We start from the raw sequence: 17,438 nt of genomic DNA on the forward strand, positions 1-17,438 counted from the left end.
TCCGCCGTTCTCGGCAGCCGGATCCACGTCCCCGACCTGCTCGACCGGCAGGCCAACATGGTGACGCAGCCCGCCGAGCTGTGGGACATCGCCGAGGCGCCGGCCCGGTACCAGTTGGTGGACGGCCAACGAGATCACCGGCCTCTACGGCGCCCTGTACGACACCGAGACCCCCGTCAGCCTCACGAAGGACTTCGAACCTGCCGGTGCTGGACGAACCCACCACCCACCGCGGCCTACAGGCCGTAGAACAGCTCGAATCCGCCCTCGACTCCTACAACGCGGCCCTGCTGCTGGTCTCCACGACCCCCGACTGCTGGAAACCTTGGCTTGTTCTCTATCTTCTGGCGCTTCTGAAGTGGTGCGGGCAGGGTGGGCGGCATGACAGACAGTTCCGACTCTGTTCCCGCGGATGTAGAGGATCGCCAGGCCATAGAGCACCTCCTCGATCGTCCCTTGAATCAGACATGGCCGGCGGGTGCATTGGCACCGGGCACCCGGGTCACGGTCGTTCGGGACCCGGGCTGGGACGGGCCTTGGCAGGTCGAGTTTCCCGGAACGATCGATGCCATGGGTTCACCCGTGCCCAACGAACATGCCCAGGCGCTCAGCGGCGAGCTCCTGTACTGGGTCACCTTCGACGCGCCGCAGTACGACAGCAGCGGGGACGGTCCCTATCGCAAGGCCCAGGTCTGGGGTCGTTACCTGCGGACGGAGCCTGAGCCCGCGGTGTAAGGATGCGGCAGGTCATGTTGCCGCGCTCGGATCGTCCATCGAGCAGTGAGTCTGTAGGGTCGGCGGATACACCCCAACAAGCCATCGCGATGGTCGTGGAACGCCTGCCGTTCGGCTGTGGTGGTCCCGCCTTCGTGGGCACACCTGAGGAGTTCGCGACTCACGAGGCATCTGAGCACCCATCGCAGACGGACGAACGTCAAGGAACACGTTCGGTGTGTGTTTGAGCTCTCTGGTCAGGGCGTCCGTACGGCTGGACGGTGGGGCTTGTGGCGTCCCGTGACTGGCCCGGCGGTACTGCCGGGAGTGTGGTGTTCCGGCCGATATCCGGGCCGTGACGTTCCTCTTCGGTCGGCGGTACACCGGATCGAGCTCGTAATACTGGCCGTGGCCGTGGCGGAGGCGGTCAGCAGGCGCAAGCCCGTCTCACTCTGGCACCGGGGCGGCGGCGCGCCGCCGAAGGTCTTGCACCGCCAAGGCCACGCCCCGGCCATCGCACAGCAACGCCCAGAGGCCCATCGGGACAACCAGCCATCGCCATACAGTTTGGAACTGTGTGATCACGGCGACCACGAAGACGATCTGGAACACGCAGAGCACCAGGTTGCCCAGCAGTCGTTCAACGTCCCGGCCGCTCCGGGGTGGATCAGTCGAGCCAGATGAGCATCGCGTGATCGGTGGATGCGGCACCCCGGAAGAACTCCGTAAGGGGCGTGAACAGGTCGCGGGCCCACTCCAGCGAGGCAGGCGAGTCCCAGATGTGGGGATAGACCTCGGACTTGGTGAGTTCGGAGGGGTCGACATCCCGGATGAGCTGGTCATACGTCGTCTGCCGCAGGATGTCGGCGGCCAGCAGCACCCGGTCCGGGGTCAGGTATTGCTGCGGTCCGTAGCCCCAGTCATCGGTGGCGAGAGGTCTTCGCCGTGGACGATGTCGACTGGGAAAGCGGAGCGTTGCAGGAGGAACCCCAGCAGGTGCCATGTCTGGTGCGTGGTGAAGTGCCGCGCTTCGGCCGTCTACCGCCACTACGCCTGACCGGCACCGTGCCGTGAGGCGAGGGAGCGGTACCGACCCTGTGGTCAGTACCGCTCCTTCATCTGTTTCAGCCCGCATCGGCGGGGCCGAGCAGGCGCGTCGGGAGGCTCCGGGTCGGCCCCGCCGACGTGGTCACGAGCGGGAGGAGGCCTCGAGTTGCTGCTCCAGAGCCGGGCGCGGGCAGCGCCAGGAACGAGGCGAGGCCGGGCGTCAGCGGCACGGGATCAGCTCCCGGTGCGCCACTGGTGTCCGGGCAGGAAGTGCACGTCGTAGCGCTCCGGCACGGTGGCGAACTGGTGCGGTCCCGGTACGTACGGCTCGGCCGGCAGGCCGAGTTCCCCGGTCGGGACGCCGAGGTCCTCGAAGAACCGCTCGAAGGTGCCGCCGGGTCCCGCGGCCACGCCGACCACCCGGCTGTGGTGGCGCTCGATGCGGTAGGCGTGCGGGCAGTTCTTCGGTACGAAGCCGAAGTCGCCGGCGGTGAGCAGCCTTTCGTCCTGCTCGCCCTCCAGGTCCTCGACGAACAGCCGCACCGCGCCGTCGGTGATGTAGAAGACCTCGTACGTGTCGCGGTGGACGTGGGCCGGGATCACGTCCCCCCTGGGGCCCTCGACGGTGAAGAAGTTGAAGACGTTCTCGGTCTGCTCGCCGCCCGTGTAGACGGTGACCAGGTCGGTGAACAGGTGGGCGCGGTCGCCCAGGCCCTTCTCGATGAAGTACGGCTTCCCGGGCTCGGCCGGGATGTGCGACCGCGGGCGGCTGGGACGGGCGAACTCCATGGTCATGAGAACCTCCGGCACGACGGGAACGACGCATGTCAGGCTACCTGACATGCATCGCCGGTGGTGCCCCCGTACGGTCGCTATCCTCGAAACCCCGTCCCGCGAGGAGCCATGACCACCCCCGCACCCAACCTGCCCCTGCTGCTCACCGAGGCCAAGCGCTGGTTCGACGACGCGTTGCTGGCCAGCATGCGGGCAGGCGGCGAACAGCCGGTCACCGTAGGGCAGGCGGCCGTCTTCGCCGCCCTCGACGAAGAGGGCACCACGGTCTCGGGGCTGGCCCGCCGGATGGGCGTCACCCGGCAGACCGCCCACCAGGCGGTGCACGCCCTCATCGGCATGGGGCTGCTGGAGCAGGCGCCCGATCCCGCCTCCGCCCGTAGCCGACTGATCCGCCCCACCGCAGAGGGCTCCCGTGTGCATCGACGCGCCCAGGACACGCTCACCGTCATCGAGGGCGTCCTGGAGGAACGCATCGGCGCCGAGGCCGTCGGCGCCCTGCGCAAGGCATTGTCCGCCCCCATGGGGGAACCCCCGCTGATCGAAGCGCCCTGAGCGGCATCGGCCCGCGGCCGGCAGCTCGCCAGCGAGCGACCGGGGGGTGGCCTGGCCGAGAACTCCCCTCAGGATGACCTGCGGTGTGGCCCGGTCCGCCGTGCGCCAGTGCGGGCGGCCGGCTCGCCTCCACGCGATCCGTCAGCGCGGGCATCTCAGTTGATGCTGACCACGGCGTACGCCTCCCCGTTTCCCGGCGGCCGCGTCCATGAGCGGGTGGTGAACGCGTGCAGCCGTCCGTTCGTGATCGCATGGCGCGGCAGTTGGACACCGAACTCGCCGGTCACGGCCTCCAGTAGTGACCGTTCCGCCTCGGTGCCCTCCTCCCGGGAGCCGAAGAACCGTTCCGGGTCCAGTGCCCGCGGTATGTCCCCGGTTCGGCGTGTCGCTCCGTCCGCGTAGGTGAAGGCGTACTGCTCGGCACCGTTTTGCGCTACGGAAAGGTGGAAGAACGGCGTCCCGCGCCAGGTCCTCAGGCCGCTCCACACGACCACCGCACGGGTGCCCGCGCTTGCGGCCGCGGCCGGGGAGATGAACCGCTGCGGGTCGAAATGCGCAGGGGCGCTGTCGAAGGCGAAGCTCCAACGGGTGCCGGCCCGGCCGACCGCCATGAGGGCCTTGTCGTCGTAGGACGAGAACTCCGTCTGCCCGCGGAGCAATCGGTGGCGCGCTTCGTCGGACGTCATGGGATCGCCCAGCGCTTCCTCGCTCCCGTCCGCGAGGCGTCCGGGCAGGTCCTCCGGCTTCACACCTTCGACCAGGACGAACCGGTAGGACGTGCGGTTGCCGCCGGGGACGGGGTGCGCGAGCCACGCCAGGTCGTTCGGGTCGAGGCCGGCCGTCGGGCTCGGTGCCTCACCGGCCTGCCCGCCCCTGGGGGTGGACAGCAGCTCGCGGCCCCGTTCCGGGGTCAGCAGGGGCCCGAGAAGGGGGTCGGCCACCCACCCCAGCGGCGCCAGGTGGTCGGGTCCCAGCGGCTGCCACACCGGCAGGGCGTCCATCAGCGTTCGCCATGCCCCGTCGGTGTTGCCCCACCGCGCCAGCTCCCGTGCCCGTTCGACCGCTTCCCCGAACGGTCCGGCCGCCGTGTACCGGTAGGTGCCGTTGCGTACCTGCTCCAGCGTCGCGTAGGCCAGCGACACCACGTCGTCGCCGGCTCCCTGAGGTGGAACATCAGCGTGGAGTCGTCCCTGTACGAGTGCGCCGCGTGCTCGGCGACCAGCGCCGGCAGTAGCTCGGGCGCGTACTGCGGGTCGGTCACCACGTCCGCGAAGTACACCATGTAGGTCTGTCCGAGCAGGCGGCGCATCTGGTCACCCAGCCCGGCGGCCCGCGGTCTGCCGTACTCTTTCGCCTCCACGATCGTCTGGCGTCGTACGGTTTCCTCATCCAGCTCGGCGAACTGGTCCACGACTCCGACGCGAAGCAACCGGGCCGTCCTGCCACCTGATGGATCACCGTCACCAAAGTGTGAGCCGACTGCCCTAGCGTCACGCCACGACAACGCGTTTCCGGAGAAGCGGGAATCCGGCTCGGCCGAACATATGCCTCTTCTGTCGAGTCGCGAACAAGACCTCGAGCCTTCGGCGGCGCTCGGCGTGGGGCAGGGTCAGCAGCTCGGTGCCGTCGGCCCGGAGGGCGTCGAAGGCGATGAAGAACGCCGGGGTCTTTCCGGCGAGCGCGGTGGCGGTGCGGCCGCGGGCGGCGGCCCGGCGCTGGAGGGCTTCGAAGGACAACCGCCCGCCCGGCTGCGGTGTCCCGGACGACGAGCTCGCCGCCGAGGACCGGGCCCCCGGGCAGCTGTTCGGCGGCCGCGACCGGATCGGGGCATCGGTCCTGGACAAGGCAGCCGCACCGGGTCTGCACGAGCAGGCCGCCGACGGGGCCGGTGGGGGTGAAGAGGATCGTGCGGTGGCTCGAACTTCTGCTCCGCCGCCAAGACGCCCGCCAGGACGCCGGAGCCGGGGACGTGCTCGGCGGCCCGGGCGAGCATCGGCTCGAAGGGCGGGGTGAGATCACTCGGGGATGACCCTCCTACCGGCGCTCCGGACCTGGCACTGGCACTGGCACTGGCACTGGCACTGGCAGCATTTGCCGTCTATGCGGGCGTTGCCCGGGGATTCGGCCAGAGGGGCTCTGCCGCGTCAGGCTCCAGGGTGGGTCGGCGGGGCGTACCGCTGCGGCCGCCGCGTGGCAGTTCTTACCCCACGGTGCCGCGCGCTCTTTCAGGCATTGCCATTCGTTGGCGGCCGCCAGGTTGGCGGTGCGTTCGGCGCCGTTGGACGGCACGTCAGTGGTCTTTGCCGAAGGCGATGTCGATGTAGTCGAGGTCGGTGATCTGGACTCTGGTGAGGTCGTTTGCCCGGGCGCCGCCGTCTTGGAAGTACACGTCCTTGAGTGCTTCGGCGACGATTGCGCGCATTTCGCGATCGCTGGCGCCCTGGCCGCGGGCGTCGAGGAGGCGTTGTGCGTAGGCGGGGGGGCAGGCGGACCGTCAGTCGGCGGAAGCGGCCGTCGTCGGTGGTGCCGACGGGCGCGGTGTATCCGAACCGGGCTCGCATTTCCACGGTGAGGCCGGTGCTGGTGGCGGCGTGCCGGCGGCGGCGTTCGCGGACCTGGGGCTGCCAGCGGGAGCGGACGGCCGCGTCGATGCGGCTGGTGATCTCCTTGGGCGGGGTCTTCCGGTCGCCCTTGCGGTAGCGCTCCACCGAGCGCTGGCTCACCCCGATCTCCTGGGCGATGGCCTTGGTGCTCTTCAGCTGGCTCATCAGGTAGTTCAGCCGGGCCTTGAGGGATTTGGGCGGCTGGCGGGTGAACGTGTCACGTTCCGCGTGTTCCAAAGCGTCGTCGATGTCCCCCACGGCCCTACTCCCCTTCGTCCAGGACGGTGTCGCCGCCCTTGATGTGGCGGGCCGGATTGAGGCCCTGTTCCATGAGGCCGACCGCCCACAGCATCGACTAGACGCCTTCCAGCTTGGCCAGGCCCGGCATCGGGCCGAGGCGGAACCCGCCCGGCTGCGGCTTGCCGGACGCCGCGTACGGCAGGAAGCTCAGCGGGCTCTCCCCCGGCGAGGGGTAGACGACGCAGTCGGACAGGACGGCGAGCGGGTACAGGCCCGTCAGGTTCACCATGTTGGACAGCTTGCGGTGCATGTTGACCCGGCTCTTGCTGATGACGGCGGCACGGATGTCGGGGCGCCACGTCGGCCGCTGAAGGGCGGGCCACCGCTCGCCGGCGGTGTAGTCCTTGCCCTGCGGGCGCTCGCGGAGCTTGCCGATGCCGCCCTTCACGGTCGCCTTGACGGCGGCGAGGACGGCGGCCAGGGCCGGGTCGGTCTGCTTGTACCGTTCCATCGCGGCGAGGAACCCGGTGTCGGACAGGTCCTTGGTGATGCCGAGGTCGGCGAGGGTGTCCACGTACGCGGTCTTGAGGCGGTCGTGCCACGGATCCAGGTACGCGCCGGTCTCGCGGCGCAGGTACGCCTCGAGGGGGTGGACGTCGTGGCCGAGCTCCTGGGCGTAGGCCAAGGTGTGCGTCTGGTACCAGGCCGGCCCCGTCGGCCGGGTCCCGTCCGGCGTGAACGGGCTGGGGAGGAGCGGGTTGAGGCTGATGTGGGAGAGGTCGGCCAGCCAGGAGCCGGGGATCTTCGGGTTGAACTTCGGGCCGGTGAAGTGCTCCGGCCCGGAGAGCCCGACGACCAGGCGGGCCGCGGCCGCGAGGAAGGCGGTGTTGAGGTCCAGGCCGACCGCGAAGGGCAGCGTGCACTCCTCATCGCTGAGCGAGTCCACCGACCGCACCCATTGGTAGGACTCCTCGTTGAGGAACCCGCCCGTCCAGCCGGAGTTCACGACGACGGGGTGTTCGGGGGTGGCCTCCGGAGGCGCCGGGTCCATCGGTTCCGTGCCCAGCGAGCCGGGGTTGTGGCCGGACACCCAGTTCCCGGTCTCCCGGCCCTGCACCGCCTTCGTCGGCGGGCGCAGCGCGGTCATCAGCTCCAGGCCGGAGACGGCCGTGCTGCCGCGCGGGGTGATGACGCGCTGGGCGTAGATGCCCAGCACGCGGGCGATGTCGGCCGGCTCCATGTCCGTGACACCGGGCCAGGACCGGGCGTCCAGGGCGTCCCACGACAGGATCGCCAGCTGTACGCACAGCCGTTCGCGGCCCTGGGCTGTGCGGTAGATCCGCGCCCACGGGCCGAAGCCGCGGCGGGTGAGCTGCCACTTCGCCTTGGTGATCTGCTTGACCACGGGGTGGTCCTCGGGCAGGCGCAGGGAGCGGCGCTGTTCGCGGCCCTGAAGGTGCTCGGGCAGCCCGAGCTTCACGGCGGCCGCGGCGGTGAGGACGATCAGCGGGTCGGAGTCCTTGCCGTTGCGGTGCAGCTTCGCGGCGCCGAGGTGGGATTCCTTGAGGGTCCACTCGACCAGTTCGGGGATCGTGGTGGCCGGGCAGTCCAGCACGATGCCCTCGACGCCGTACGCCTGGCCGTCGCCGTCCAGGACCGCGAGGGGGCCGTACTGGTACGGCGCGGCGGCGATGTTCGGACTGACCCGCCTCCGGGCCGGGCGCGCTGACGTCGCCGGGCGGCCGGCCGGACGCTCCGGTGCGGCCGGACTGGCGGGCGCCACGGTGGTCTTCGCCGGCGTGGGAACGCCGGGGGCGGGAGCCTCGGGAGCCTCGGGGGAAGCGGGGCCGGTGAACGCGGCCGGAACCGGCAGCGGCACGGGCGCAGGCGACGGGAACGGGGACTGGGACGGGGCGGCGTGAGCTCCGGGGGCGGAGTGCTTCGCCGCCCAGCCCTTCAACAGCCGCTGGTAGGCGTCCAGGCGCGGCGGCTTCGGCTCGGAGCGGCCGTTCTCCCAGTTCTTGATGCTCTGTGTCGACGTTTTCAACGCGACCGCGAGACGGGCCTGGGTAACACCGGCGGACTCCCGCAGCCGGGCCCGCTCCGCCGGGGGCGGGAGCTGCGGCTCCTCCTCCAACAGTGCGTCGACCGAAGCGAACAGCTCTTCCTCAGATGCAGCAGTGCTTATCCTTTTATGTATCCTGCTTCTTTAACCCGATCAGGGCGTGTTCCCTTGGCGGTTGGGTCACCGGCCGAGACGACAGCAGGGAGCCGGTTTCCGGTCGGGTCATGACCGGCGCCATGGAGCACTCCGTACGCCCCGACGGTTCACCGCCCGTCAACGGCTACGGTCACGCGGTCGACTCCACCGGAGCGATGGTCGCCGTCTCGGGTCAGGTTCCCGTGGACGGCGACGGCAATGCGGTCGGCCAAGAGGACGACGAATACCGGGAGGCGGAAAAGCCGCCCGCCTGCTCCTTGGTGAGGGTCGCCGGCCTGGTTCGCCCAGACTTCCGGGCCGAGGCCGACGCATTGGCCGTGGCACCGAGCGCTGGGTAGTGGTCGGGGCCGCTGAAGAGGCAGCCTGGCGCCTACCGGGCCCAGTTGCCGCGGGAACCGCAGTCCATCGTCCTCCCGTGAGACCGCAGTGGCGACGGCCGGTCGGGCGGGGCGCTCACGTCACCAGGTGCAGCGCCGTTTCCGCGATGCCCAGCCGTATGCTCTGGCCCCAGGTCAGCTCCAGGGAGTCGGTCTCCATCCCGTCGCCGAAGACCACGATCCGGTCCGACTCCACGGTCAGCTGCAGCCCCTGCCCCCGCCCCAGCTCACCGGCGACCTTCGTCGTACCGGTCGTCGGGGAGGGCCAGGCCTCGCGCACGAACCACAGGAGCCGCCGGTCGCAGGGTGCGGGCAGACCCGCGGAGCTGCCGCGCTCCAGCCACAGGGAACGCAGCCAGCCGGTGGCGCCCGTACCGGTGCCCACCAGCACCCCGGAGGAGGCCTGGGCCTCGCCCGGGCCCTTCTCGGCGTCGGTGCCCAGGCGGTAGCGGGCCGTCTGGTGACCGGGCGAGCCCAGGTAGATCTCGTTCAGCGCGAGAAGGCGCTGGGTGTCGTCGGCGACGGCCTCGACCATGGTCAACTCTTCTGCCCGGCCCCCGGCGGCGGTCGCCGCACGCAGCAGTGCGGCCGTGTCGGCGCAGCGGTGACGGACCAGGACCCCCGGGTTGCGCCCCGGGTCGGTGTCGATGCCCACCACCGGCTGGCCGCGGAGATACTTCGCGGTGTTGGCGACCAGGCCGTCCTGGCCGACCACGACCACCACGTCCTCCGGGGCGAACAGGAAGCGGTCCAGGTCCGCCCGCTCCACCCGGGAGCTGCGCCAGGTGAGCGGCACCGCCGCCGCCACCTCCCGCAGCGCCTGCCGCGTGCGGTCGTGGCGGCGGACCACCTCGTCGATCGACCGGCCCCGGCTGGAAAGGAAGAACGCGGCCTGCCCGTGCGTCCCGTGCCGGGCGAGCAGCTCCTCGTACTCGGTCCTGCGGTGCACGAGCACCGCCCGCGGGGCCAGGCTCACGCGCCCGCGCCGCCTTCCGGACGTCCGAGCCTGCTCAGGAGCCCGGTGAGGACGTCGGGAGAGAGCGTGATGCTCTCGATCCGCGGCAGGTTCTCCGCCAGCCGGGTCGCCGCCAGGGCGTGCAGCGTGCCCGGGCCGGCCTCGTCGTGCACGCGCAGCCAGGCTGCCTGCACCTCGGCGCGCGCCGCGCCCGTCTCGCGCGCCGCCTCGGCGTCCGCGCGGGCCAGGCGGACCTTACGGGCCGCCTCGGCCTCGGTCCTCACACCGTCCGCCGTCGCCTTCTCCTCGGCCTCGCGGCGGGCGTTGATGCCGCGCTGCTCAACCAACTGCTCCTCGCGCCGGGCCAGTTCGATCTGACTGGCCAGCTCGTTCTCGGCGATGGCACGCTCGCGCTCGACGGCGACGGCCCGCCGTTCATAGGTGGCCCGGTCCGCCTCCTGCTGGATCTGCTCGCGGGCCGGGGTGCGCAGGGCGCGCTCCACCTCGACCTCGGGGCGGATCGCCACGACCCGTACGGTCACCACGTCGATGCCGGTGGCAGGAAGCCTGGGCTCGGCGGTGAGACCGGCGGCGACCCGCTCCCGCACGGAGGCGACGCCGTCCACCAAGGCGACGGCCAGGGGGGTCCGGGCCAGTACGTCCAGCGTGTGCTGCTGTGCGGTCTCGGTGAGGAGAGTGGCGATCTGGTCCAGGGGTGCGCCGCGCCAGCTCCCGGTGTCCGGGTCGACGGAGAAGTCGAGCCGGTCCGCGGCCTCGGCCGGGTCGCTGATCCGGTAGGTGACGGTGGCCTGTACGGCGACGTCCTGGAAGTCGGAGGTACGGGCGTGGAACGCCATGGCCAGCTCCCGGTCGTCGACCGGCACTTCGGAAAGCGCCGCCGACAGCGACCGGTACCAGAAACTGAGCCCCCGTCCGTCATGGACGAGTCGGCCGCGCTTGTGGTGGCGGATGTGGACGGTGGGCGCGGAGCGCAGATGACGCCAGCCGAAGCGCCGGGTGATGTCGGCCATGGCGAACCCCCTTGATTTCGTCAATGCGACGATAATAGGACTTGCTCATATCGTCAAGAGGACGAAAAGGAAGGTTCCCGGGAGCTGCCCGGCAGCAACGCAAACCCTCGCGGACCTTCAGTCGCCGGACCAGGTGCCGAAGGCGTCGACGGCGGCGATGGCGGCGACGAGTGCGTGCTTGGGATGCCGCCCCCGCGGGCCATCCCTAATCCACTGTGAGCACGATCTTGCCCTGGATGTGCCCTCGGGCAGCGCGTTCGTGCGCGGCCCGGGCGTCCGTGAGCGCGAACGTGCTGTCGATCGCGACGCGGACCGTGCCCGCGTCGAGCAGGCGCCCCAGTTCGCCGAGCTGCGCGCCGTTCGAGCGGACCTGGGTGCCCGTGACCGTGACGCCGAGGGTCGAGGTCTCTTCCTCGTCGAACTCGCCGAAGAACACAGGGAAATGGGAACCGCCGCGCTTGAGCGTGCGCAGGAAGCGCTTGCTGTCGGGGCCGCCGACGGTGTCGAGAACGAGGTCCACACCGCGCACGAGTTCCTCGGGGCGGCTCTTGGTGTAGTCGATGAACTCGTCGGCGCCGAGCTCGCGCAGGAACGCCTCGTGCGCGCCCGATGCCACCGCGATGACACGCGCGCCCTTCCATCTCGCCAGCTGTAGCGCGAAGTGCCCCACGCCGCCCGCGGCGCCGTTGATGAGCACCGTCACGTTCGCGTCGAGCGGCACCGGGCGGTGCCGTGCCTCCTGGAAGGGCGAGGGGTGATCGTGTCCGAGCGCGATCAGGAACTGCCACGCGGTGAGCCCGGCCATGGGGGCCCCGGCGGCGTGGACGTGATCGATGCCAGCCGGCTTGAGTGCGAGGTCCGAGGCGGGCGCGGCCACGTACTCGGCATAGGTGCTGCCCTCGAAGCCGGGGAAGCGAAGGAGCCCGAAGACTTCATCGCCGACGGAGAAGTCCTCCACGTTCGCGGCGATGGCCTCGATGACGCCAGACAGGTCCGTCCCCGGGATCACGGGCAGGCTGAACTTCGGCCTCGTTTTCGGAGGCAGGTTGGACATCCCGTCGCGCAGGTACCAGTCAGGGGGATTGATGCCGGCCGCGTGCGCGGACGAGCACCTCGCCCGGCCCCGGCGTGGGGACCGGCACCTCCTCGTAACGCAGAACTTCAGGGCCGCCGTGCTCATGGAGCCGGACCGCTCTCATCGTGTGTGTCGCCATCGTTCTCTCCTGCGCGCGCAGCGCGATAGGCTTATTCGGATCAGCGATCCACATAAGTGGACCACTGATCCGAATATATGGACCACTGATCCGGATAGTCAAGAGGGGCAGATGCGGGCCGACGCCAGGAAGAACCGCGACCACCTGCTCGCAGTAGCGGGCACCGCCATCGCCGAGCAGGGCGTGGACGTGTCACTGCGCGACGTCGCGCGCAAGGCCGGTGTCGGGCTCGCAACGCTCCTTCGGCACTTCCCGACACGCGAGGCGCTGCTCGATGCCCTGCTCCGTACGAGCTTCGACGAACTGACGGCAAGGGCAGGCGAACTCGAGACGTCGAGCTCCGCCGAAGACGCCCTCGTCTCGTGGCTGCGCGGCTGCGTCGCGTGGACAACTGAGTACCGGGGCGTGACCGTGCTGATGGCGGCCGCCATCGAGGACACCGAATCCGCACTCCACGCTTCCTGCGTCACCTTGCGCGCAGCCGGTACCCGGCTCCTCACCCGCGCCCAGGCCGCCGGCGTGGCACGGCGCGATATCGACGGCGCGGACTTGTTCGCGCTGGTGGCCATGCTGGCCTGGCTCGGCGATCAACCAGCGCTCGCGCCACGTTCCGATCGCCTCTTCGATGTCGTCTCCAGCGCGATTCTGACGGGTGCGTCCAGCAGCGATGCCGAGGAGGAAACCCTGCCCGCAGTCCCGTAGCCGAACTCGTTCCGCACGCTGTACGAGCGAACCGACCCCGCGCGACATCGGCGTGCGGGCGACATCGGTGTGCGGGCCGCTTCGCCTGCCCGCCGGTGCGGACGCTGGAGTTCGCCCTCGGCATCGTGCTGGCGCTGATCGTGCTGTCCGGGCGGTGGACCGGCATCCGGGTGCGCACCGCCGCCGCGCTCACCGCCGCCGGCTGGGTGCTGGCCATGAACGTGCCGTGGCTGTACTCGCACAGCGCGGCCACCGCGCTGCCGCTCGCGCTGCTGATCGGCGCCATCGCCGTACGGGACGTCCAGGGCACGCCGTCCCGCCTGCACCACCCTGCGCTGATGTGGCTGGGCGAGGTCTCCTTCGCCTTCTACATGGTGCACGGCACGGTGATCACGTACGTGAAACAACTGCTGGGAATGGAGCGGGAGTTCCCGGTCCTGCAAGGCGCGGGGATCGTGCTGCTGCACCTCGCCGTGAGCCTCGTGCTGGTCTGGGTGCTGTACACGTGCGTGGAGAAGCCGGCGATGCGGGCCTGGTCCCGCCCGCGCCGCAGATCACCGCAGGGGGCGGGTCACTCCCCGGACAGTCCGAGCAGGGAGACGATGGCGTCGACCTCGCGGCGGTAGAGCTCCGCCGGGTCGTTGACCTGCCCCGCGAGGTAGCCGAAGACCTCCAGCGCGACCGCCCCGTACATCCGGCCCCAGATCCGCAGGCTGAGCGAGAGCGCCTGGGGCGGCAGATGGGGGAACTGGGCCCGCGCGGGCTCGGCGAGGGAGGCCTGGAAGTCCTCCCAGCCGGTCTTGTCCTCGCGGGTCTCGGCCGGTACGTGGTCCCAGGCACCGCCGACCACGTCCAGCACGGTCATACACCCCCGTCGGGCGGCTTTGGAGACTTCCTCGGGCGGGGTGAAGCCGGGCAGGCCGTCGCCGTAGATGAGCCGGAAGGCAGCCGGGTTCCCGATCGACCAGGTCCGGAAGGTGTCGCACACAGCCCGCACGCGCCGGGCCGGCTGGTCCGCCGGGAGGGCCGCCACCAGCCAGGGCGTCCTGATCGCCGCCCGCCTGGTGCAGGGCATCGGCGGAGCCTTCCTCTTCCCGGCCGTCCTCGCCCTCATCGCCACCTCCTTCGAGGGCAAGGCCCGCATCAGGGCGTTCGGCATGTGGGGCATGGCCGGCTCCCTCGGCCTCGCCGCAGGCGCGTTCTTCGGCGGCGTCCTGACCGATCTGGCCTCCTGGCGCTGGGTGTTCTTCATCAACATCCCCTTCGCGCTGATCGTCCTGATCCCCGCCCCGAAGGTGCTGCGCCCCGACCCGAAGACCGGCGCCTCCGGCGGCTTCGACCTGCCCGGCGCGGTGCTCGCCACCGTCGGCATCTCCGCCATCGTCTTCGGCCTGGTCACCGGCCCCGAGGACGGCTGGACCCACCCCACCCCGCTGACCCCGCTGACCTCGCTGATCGCGGGTGCGCTGCTACTCGTCGCCTTCTTCGTCACCGAGGCCAAGACGCGCGATCCGCTGATGGCGCTGCGGCTGCTGAAGAACCGGCCGCTGGTCGTCGCGATGGCCGTCGTCTTCATCTTCCAGACCGGCCTGTCCGGCGGGTACTACGTCTTCACCACCTACATCCAGCCCGTCCTCGGCTACACGCCGCTGCAGGCCGGACTCGCCTTCCTCCCGCTGACCCTGGTCTCCATGATCGGAGCCGGCAAGCTGGCCCCGAAGTTCATGGAGCGCTTCGGCATGCGCGGCACCCTGTCCACCGGCATGATCGTCAACGGCGCGGGCATCGCCCTCACCGCCGCCGTCATGACCACCGGGGGCTCCTTCTACGCGATGCTCCCCGGCTCCGTGCTCTGGGGCCTGGGCGGCGGACTCGTCTTCGTATCCGTCTTCGCCTCCGCCGGATCCGGCGTGGACCTCACCGAGCAGGGCGTGGCCGGGGCCATGGCCTCCACCGCCCAGCAGGTAGGCGGCGCGGTCGGCCTCGCCGCCCTGGTGGCCGTCGCCAACTCCACCTTCACCGGCACCTACATCGACGCCGCCAAGGAGGACGTGGTCTCCGGGCTGCGCATGGCGGGCATCGCCGGCGGTGTGCTGCTGATCCTCGGCGGCCTGCTCGCCCTGGCCCTCAAGAAGCAACCGCCCACCGCCGAACCGGCCGCAGACCCCGAGCCGGAGACCGCGGGAGTCCGCTGACACCCCCGGCCTACGCGGATGAACTCCCCCGCCGTCCGCAAGCCGGTGAACCGCCCGCCCCGCCGATCCCCACCGGACCGGCGGGGCGGGCGTACGTCTGCCGGTCAGTGCCCGGTGGCGGCAGATGCCGGCGGGGTTCGGGCCCCGGGCCACCGTCCACGGACGCTTCCGCGTCCGCCTGCCCGGCAGGTCCCCGGGCGGACTGACCAGCAGCGCCCCGACCCGGCAACCCCGACCGGACCTCTCCAGCGCGGCAGAGAACGCCCGCGCCTATGCCCGGGGCGTGCCGTCCCAGCGCCATGTGGAGAGACGGGGGTGTCCGGGTAGTTCGGCGCGTCCGGTGGCCCACAAGAGGGTGAGCCAGGGCTCCGTGGACGACGGTGCGTCGGGAAACAGCCGAGCGAGCACCCTGGAGCACAGATCGGCGGGCGGGCCCCATGCGAGACCGAGCCCTCGTGTCAGGTCGTGCGTGTGCACCAGGGTCTCCACGATCCCCATCGCGGCGAAGCCCTCGGGGTCCGAGACGCCGAAGACGTGGTGAGCGCGGGTGCGCGGAGACGTCGTGCGCACCATGGCGACCAGCAGCGCGCCGCTCGCTTCCAGGACCTGCAGCAGGCCGGCGGGCCCCGCCGTACGGTCTGCGTGAATGGCGTTCGCCGGGCCGCCGGGACGTCGGCTCTCCCATACGAAGGGCACCTCGCCGTCCAAGGGCGGTGTTCTGGGGCCCAGTTGCGCGGCATAGGCGAAGAGGTCGTCGCTGAGGTGTTCGACGGTTTCCCAGCAGTCCCATTCCAGCGAACCGGCCTTGCCCTCCCACGCGGCTGGGGGCGCCTCTCGAAGGACTGCCACGGCGAGTTGCACGGCGAGGTCGAGGTCATCCGCGGTGACGGGGGGCTGGGAGAGGGCAGTATCGACTGATCGGGACATGGCAGGACCGTATCGCGCCGGTCGGTGAGTGAGGACGCCGTGTCCGCCACCGTGGCAACGGCCGACCGCGTGACCGGAGAGTCCTGCTTCGCGCGCGGGCGTCCGAAGCCGCGGTGTGATCGTCAGGGTGAGCGGATCCTGGTGAGGAGCGACGCAAGAGCGTCGAGGCTGGGCCGTGATCTACATCTTCCGGGCGGCTTCCAGGGCGTCCGCGAGAGCCTTCGGGGAGCGGGTCGACAGGTACACGTACGGCGTCGGGTCGGCGGCATCGGTGTTCTCGATGCGCACCGCACCGGTGATGTAGCTGCGCATCGTCATGTGGGCCCGCATGTCCGCCTTGTACGTTCGCCAGGCCCGCGCTTCCTCGCCCTCCAGGACGTGGACCTCGCCCAGTGCGCTCAGAGGGATCCGCGCGTCATCGGCGACCAGCAGGCCGCTGGTGACGCGGATACGGGAGGAGCCCTGGGCGCTGATCCACATGCAGGTGACCAGGGTGCCGGCGGCGAATCCGCCGAGGGCGGCGAGCCCCCCGTACGGCAGGACGATGAGCGCCATGGCGGAGCCGACCGCGACAGCGATCAGCCACCAGGTGCGGGGAGCGGTGAGCCGCTCGTCGTAGGCGAGCGGTACGGGTGTGGTCATGGGAGCAGGTCCTCGCTCGTGCGGGAGGGGGGTGCCGGTGGCCGGGCGTGGTCACAGGGGCGGGAAGGTGCCGGCGGAAGGCCGCCGTGCGTGCGCAGTTCCAGCACCTCGCCCGGCCGGCTTCCGGTCACCGGCGCGGGCACCGGGCGGGCACCGGGCGGGCGTCGGGCGGGCGTCGGGCGGGCGTCGGGCGGGCGTCGGAACAGGCGACGACCATCACCCGGGGGTGTCTGCCGTCTGCCGAATGCCGACTGCCCGGCTCGCGGAGTCCGGTTCCCAGCGCGGCCGCGCGCTCCGGGTACCTTCGGGCCTGCCTCGTCGACCAGCCGGGCCCCTTCCGGCCCGCCCTTCGTTTCGGTCATTCGGCGAGCCGTTCGTCGATGAGCGCTTTGAACGCCTCGTAGGTGCGTGGCGTCTGGATCCGCCGGCCGTCGAGGAAGAAGGTGGGAGTGCCCTGCACGTTCAAGTTCATGCCGTCTCGTTGATCGGCCTTGACCCTCTCCTCGGTGGCCGGGTCCTTGACCGCCGAATCGTACTTCTGGATGTCGAGGCCGAGTTGCTCGGCGTAGCCCCGGAACACGTCCGCTCGGGAGTCCTGTGCCTCGCCCCACTCCTTCTGGGTGGCGAACATCTTCTTGTACATGTCCTCGAACCTGCCCTGCTGGGCGGCGGCCTCGACGGCGACGGCCGCGGTACGGCTGTTGCGGTGGCCGGGCAGGGGGAAGTAGCGGACGACGAAGGTGACTCGGTCGCCGTACGCCTGGCGGAGCCGTTCGACGGTCGGATGAACGGCTCCGCAGGATTCGCACTCGAAGTCGAGGAACTCGACCAGGGTCATGTCGCTGCGCTGCGGGCTGGACAGCCTGTGACTGTCCGCGCGTACGGCCTGTGCGTCGCCCGGCGCGGGAGGGGCCGGAGCTGCCGCAGCCGGGTCGTCCGGTTTGATCAGCAGGAACGTGCCGAAAGCGGCAGCCAGCACCGCGAAGACGGCGGCGAGTGCCAACAGGTTCTTCCGGAGCTTCGTCATGATTCCTCTGTGTGGTGTGGTTGTCGGCCGGGCTGTCCTCGCGTCTGGCGGTCGCGGCCAGTCGGTCGCGGCCAGTCGGCGGTCGCGGGCGGGGATGATCGTGGTGATCAGGACGGGGATGTCGCCGGCGGCCCGGGCGATCGGTCCCGCCGTTGTACTGGTCCTCGGTGAGGGACGGACCCCAGGTGCGTCCCGC

At 70.8% G+C, this 17,438-nt stretch carries 16 protein-coding genes and 5 pseudogenes; 8 read left to right on the top strand and 13 right to left on the bottom strand.

The genetic code is table 11. The annotated features are described in order from the left end of the window. Positions 1–188 precede the first annotated feature (188 nt). Positions 189–385, top strand: a pseudogene (locus tag OTB16_RS39830) (ABC transporter ATP-binding protein); the annotation flags it as partial. Between the two features lie 185 nt (positions 386–570). Then, positions 571–735, top strand: coding sequence for a hypothetical protein (locus tag OTB16_RS18580; protein WP_267721333.1), 165 nt, complete (start codon positions 571–573; stop codon positions 733–735). 646 nt (positions 736–1,381) lie between these two features. Here OTB16_RS18580 and OTB16_RS18585 read toward each other — a convergent pair. Next, positions 1,382–1,594 carry a DUF1877 family protein gene (locus OTB16_RS18585; protein WP_267721334.1) on the bottom strand — a complete coding sequence of 71 codons (213 nt, stop codon included), beginning with the start codon at positions 1,592–1,594 and terminating at the stop codon, positions 1,382–1,384. 65 nt (positions 1,595–1,659) lie between these two features. Between OTB16_RS18585 and OTB16_RS18590 the strand changes: the two genes are divergently transcribed. After that, positions 1,660–1,788: a hypothetical protein gene (locus OTB16_RS18590; protein ID WP_267721335.1), complete on the top strand. Its 129-nt coding sequence runs from the start codon at positions 1,660–1,662 to the stop codon at positions 1,786–1,788. A 207-nt stretch (positions 1,789–1,995) separates the two neighbouring features. Here the strand turns inward: OTB16_RS18590 and OTB16_RS18595 are convergent, their stop codons facing one another. Beyond that, the gene (locus OTB16_RS18595) at positions 1,996–2,556 is read right to left on the bottom strand and encodes a quercetin 2,3-dioxygenase (protein WP_267721336.1); all 561 of its coding nucleotides are present in this window, start codon (positions 2,554–2,556) and stop codon (positions 1,996–1,998) included. A gap of 108 nt (positions 2,557–2,664) precedes the next feature. Between OTB16_RS18595 and OTB16_RS18600 the strand changes: the two genes are divergently transcribed. Further along, positions 2,665–3,108 carry a MarR family winged helix-turn-helix transcriptional regulator gene (locus tag OTB16_RS18600; RefSeq protein ID WP_267721337.1) on the top strand — a complete coding sequence of 148 codons (444 nt, stop codon included), beginning with the start codon at positions 2,665–2,667 and terminating at the stop codon, positions 3,106–3,108. A gap of 155 nt (positions 3,109–3,263) precedes the next feature. On the opposite strand, the pseudogene OTB16_RS18605 reads toward OTB16_RS18600, so the two are convergent. The 4 genes and pseudogenes from OTB16_RS18605 to tap form a co-directional block, all read right to left on the bottom strand. Next, positions 3,264–4,465 (bottom strand): annotated as a pseudogene (locus OTB16_RS18605) (SMI1/KNR4 family protein); the annotation flags it as partial. A 133-nt stretch (positions 4,466–4,598) separates the two neighbouring features. Next, positions 4,599–4,844, bottom strand: coding sequence for an ATP-dependent DNA ligase (locus OTB16_RS18610; RefSeq protein WP_267721338.1), 246 nt, complete (start codon positions 4,842–4,844; stop codon positions 4,599–4,601). Positions 4,845–5,398: 554 nt separating this feature from the next. Continuing rightward, positions 5,399–5,969 (bottom strand): annotated as a pseudogene (gene tpg / locus OTB16_RS18615) (telomere-protecting terminal protein Tpg). Positions 5,970–5,973: 4 nt separating this feature from the next. After that, positions 5,974–8,139: pseudogene (tap, locus tag OTB16_RS18620) on the bottom strand (telomere-associated protein Tap). Between the two features lie 101 nt (positions 8,140–8,240). Here tap and OTB16_RS18625 point away from each other — a divergent pair. Continuing rightward, positions 8,241–8,510 (top strand): hypothetical protein, encoded by a 270-nt coding sequence (locus OTB16_RS18625; RefSeq protein WP_267721339.1) that lies wholly within the window; start codon positions 8,241–8,243, stop codon positions 8,508–8,510. A gap of 115 nt (positions 8,511–8,625) precedes the next feature. Here OTB16_RS18625 and OTB16_RS18630 read toward each other — a convergent pair whose 3' ends face one another. The 3 genes and pseudogenes from OTB16_RS18630 to OTB16_RS18640 form a co-directional block, all read right to left on the bottom strand. Then, positions 8,626–9,525: a hypothetical protein gene (locus OTB16_RS18630; protein WP_267721340.1), complete on the bottom strand. Its 900-nt coding sequence runs from the start codon at positions 9,523–9,525 to the stop codon at positions 8,626–8,628. After that, entirely contained in the window at positions 9,522–10,535 is a 1,014-nt protein-coding gene (locus tag OTB16_RS18635; RefSeq protein WP_267721341.1) for an SPFH domain-containing protein, read from the bottom strand. The genes OTB16_RS18630 and OTB16_RS18635 overlap by 4 nt, the downstream gene beginning before the upstream one ends. Before the next feature lie 205 nt (positions 10,536–10,740). Then, positions 10,741–11,749 (bottom strand): annotated as a pseudogene (locus OTB16_RS18640) (NADP-dependent oxidoreductase). Positions 11,750–11,860: 111 nt separating this feature from the next. Between OTB16_RS18640 and OTB16_RS18645 the strand changes: the two are divergent. After that, a complete protein-coding gene (locus tag OTB16_RS18645) occupies positions 11,861–12,451 on the top strand; it encodes a TetR/AcrR family transcriptional regulator (protein ID WP_267721342.1) in 591 nt (196 codons plus the stop codon). Positions 12,452–12,546: 95 nt separating this feature from the next. Beyond that, positions 12,547–13,077 (top strand): acyltransferase family protein, encoded by a 531-nt coding sequence (locus tag OTB16_RS18650; RefSeq protein WP_267721343.1) that lies wholly within the window; start codon positions 12,547–12,549, stop codon positions 13,075–13,077. Here OTB16_RS18650 and OTB16_RS18655 read toward each other — a convergent pair. Beyond that, entirely contained in the window at positions 13,023–13,439 is a 417-nt protein-coding gene (locus OTB16_RS18655; RefSeq protein WP_267721344.1) for a TetR-like C-terminal domain-containing protein, read from the bottom strand. The two genes, OTB16_RS18650 and OTB16_RS18655, sit on opposite strands and share 55 nt — an antisense overlap. Here OTB16_RS18655 and OTB16_RS18660 point away from each other — a divergent pair. Then, positions 13,429–14,646, top strand: a complete 1,218-nt coding sequence (locus tag OTB16_RS18660; protein ID WP_267721345.1) for an MFS transporter — start codon at positions 13,429–13,431, stop codon at positions 14,644–14,646. The two genes, OTB16_RS18655 and OTB16_RS18660, sit on opposite strands and share 11 nt — an antisense overlap. Positions 14,647–14,916: 270 nt before the next feature. Here the strand turns inward: OTB16_RS18660 and OTB16_RS18665 are convergent, their stop codons facing one another. The 3 genes from OTB16_RS18665 to OTB16_RS18675 all read right to left on the bottom strand — a co-directional run bounded on the left by OTB16_RS18665 (position 14,917) and on the right by OTB16_RS18675 (position 17,242). After that, complete coding sequence (locus tag OTB16_RS18665) at positions 14,917–15,573, bottom strand: maleylpyruvate isomerase N-terminal domain-containing protein (protein ID WP_267721346.1); 657 nt, start codon at positions 15,571–15,573, stop codon at positions 14,917–14,919. 180 nt (positions 15,574–15,753) lie between these two features. Further along, the gene (locus OTB16_RS18670) at positions 15,754–16,215 is read right to left on the bottom strand and encodes a DUF3093 domain-containing protein (RefSeq protein ID WP_267721347.1); all 462 of its coding nucleotides are present in this window, start codon (positions 16,213–16,215) and stop codon (positions 15,754–15,756) included. Positions 16,216–16,573: 358 nt separating this feature from the next. After that, positions 16,574–17,242 (bottom strand): DsbA family protein, encoded by a 669-nt coding sequence (locus OTB16_RS18675; protein WP_267721348.1) that lies wholly within the window; start codon positions 17,240–17,242, stop codon positions 16,574–16,576. Positions 17,243–17,438 lie beyond the last annotated feature (196 nt).

The sequence above is a fragment of the Streptomyces antarcticus genome (assembly GCF_026627255.1).
Lineage (GTDB): Bacteria > Actinomycetota > Actinomycetes > Streptomycetales > Streptomycetaceae > Streptomyces > Streptomyces antarcticus.

What these genes read in the sequence shown, in the direction of transcription:
- OTB16_RS18580 (WP_267721333.1), top strand. Translation starts at nt 571, where the DNA reads ATGGGTTCACCCGTGCCCAACGAACATGCCCAGGCGCTCAGCGGCGAG.
- OTB16_RS18595 (WP_267721336.1), bottom strand. Translation starts at nt 2,556, where the DNA reads ATGACCATGGAGTTCGCCCGTCCCAGCCGCCCGCGGTCGCACATCCCG.
- OTB16_RS18600 (WP_267721337.1), top strand. Translation starts at nt 2,665, where the DNA reads ATGACCACCCCCGCACCCAACCTGCCCCTGCTGCTCACCGAGGCCAAG.
- OTB16_RS18625 (WP_267721339.1), top strand. Translation starts at nt 8,241, where the DNA reads ATGACCGGCGCCATGGAGCACTCCGTACGCCCCGACGGTTCACCGCCC.
- OTB16_RS18635 (WP_267721341.1), bottom strand. Translation starts at nt 10,535, where the DNA reads ATGGCCGACATCACCCGGCGCTTCGGCTGGCGTCATCTGCGCTCCGCG.
- OTB16_RS18645 (WP_267721342.1), top strand. Translation starts at nt 11,861, where the DNA reads ATGCGGGCCGACGCCAGGAAGAACCGCGACCACCTGCTCGCAGTAGCG.
- OTB16_RS18665 (WP_267721346.1), bottom strand. Translation starts at nt 15,573, where the DNA reads ATGTCCCGATCAGTCGATACTGCCCTCTCCCAGCCCCCCGTCACCGCG.
- OTB16_RS18670 (WP_267721347.1), bottom strand. Translation starts at nt 16,215, where the DNA reads ATGACCACACCCGTACCGCTCGCCTACGACGAGCGGCTCACCGCTCCC.
- OTB16_RS18675 (WP_267721348.1), bottom strand. Translation starts at nt 17,242, where the DNA reads ATGACGAAGCTCCGGAAGAACCTGTTGGCACTCGCCGCCGTCTTCGCG.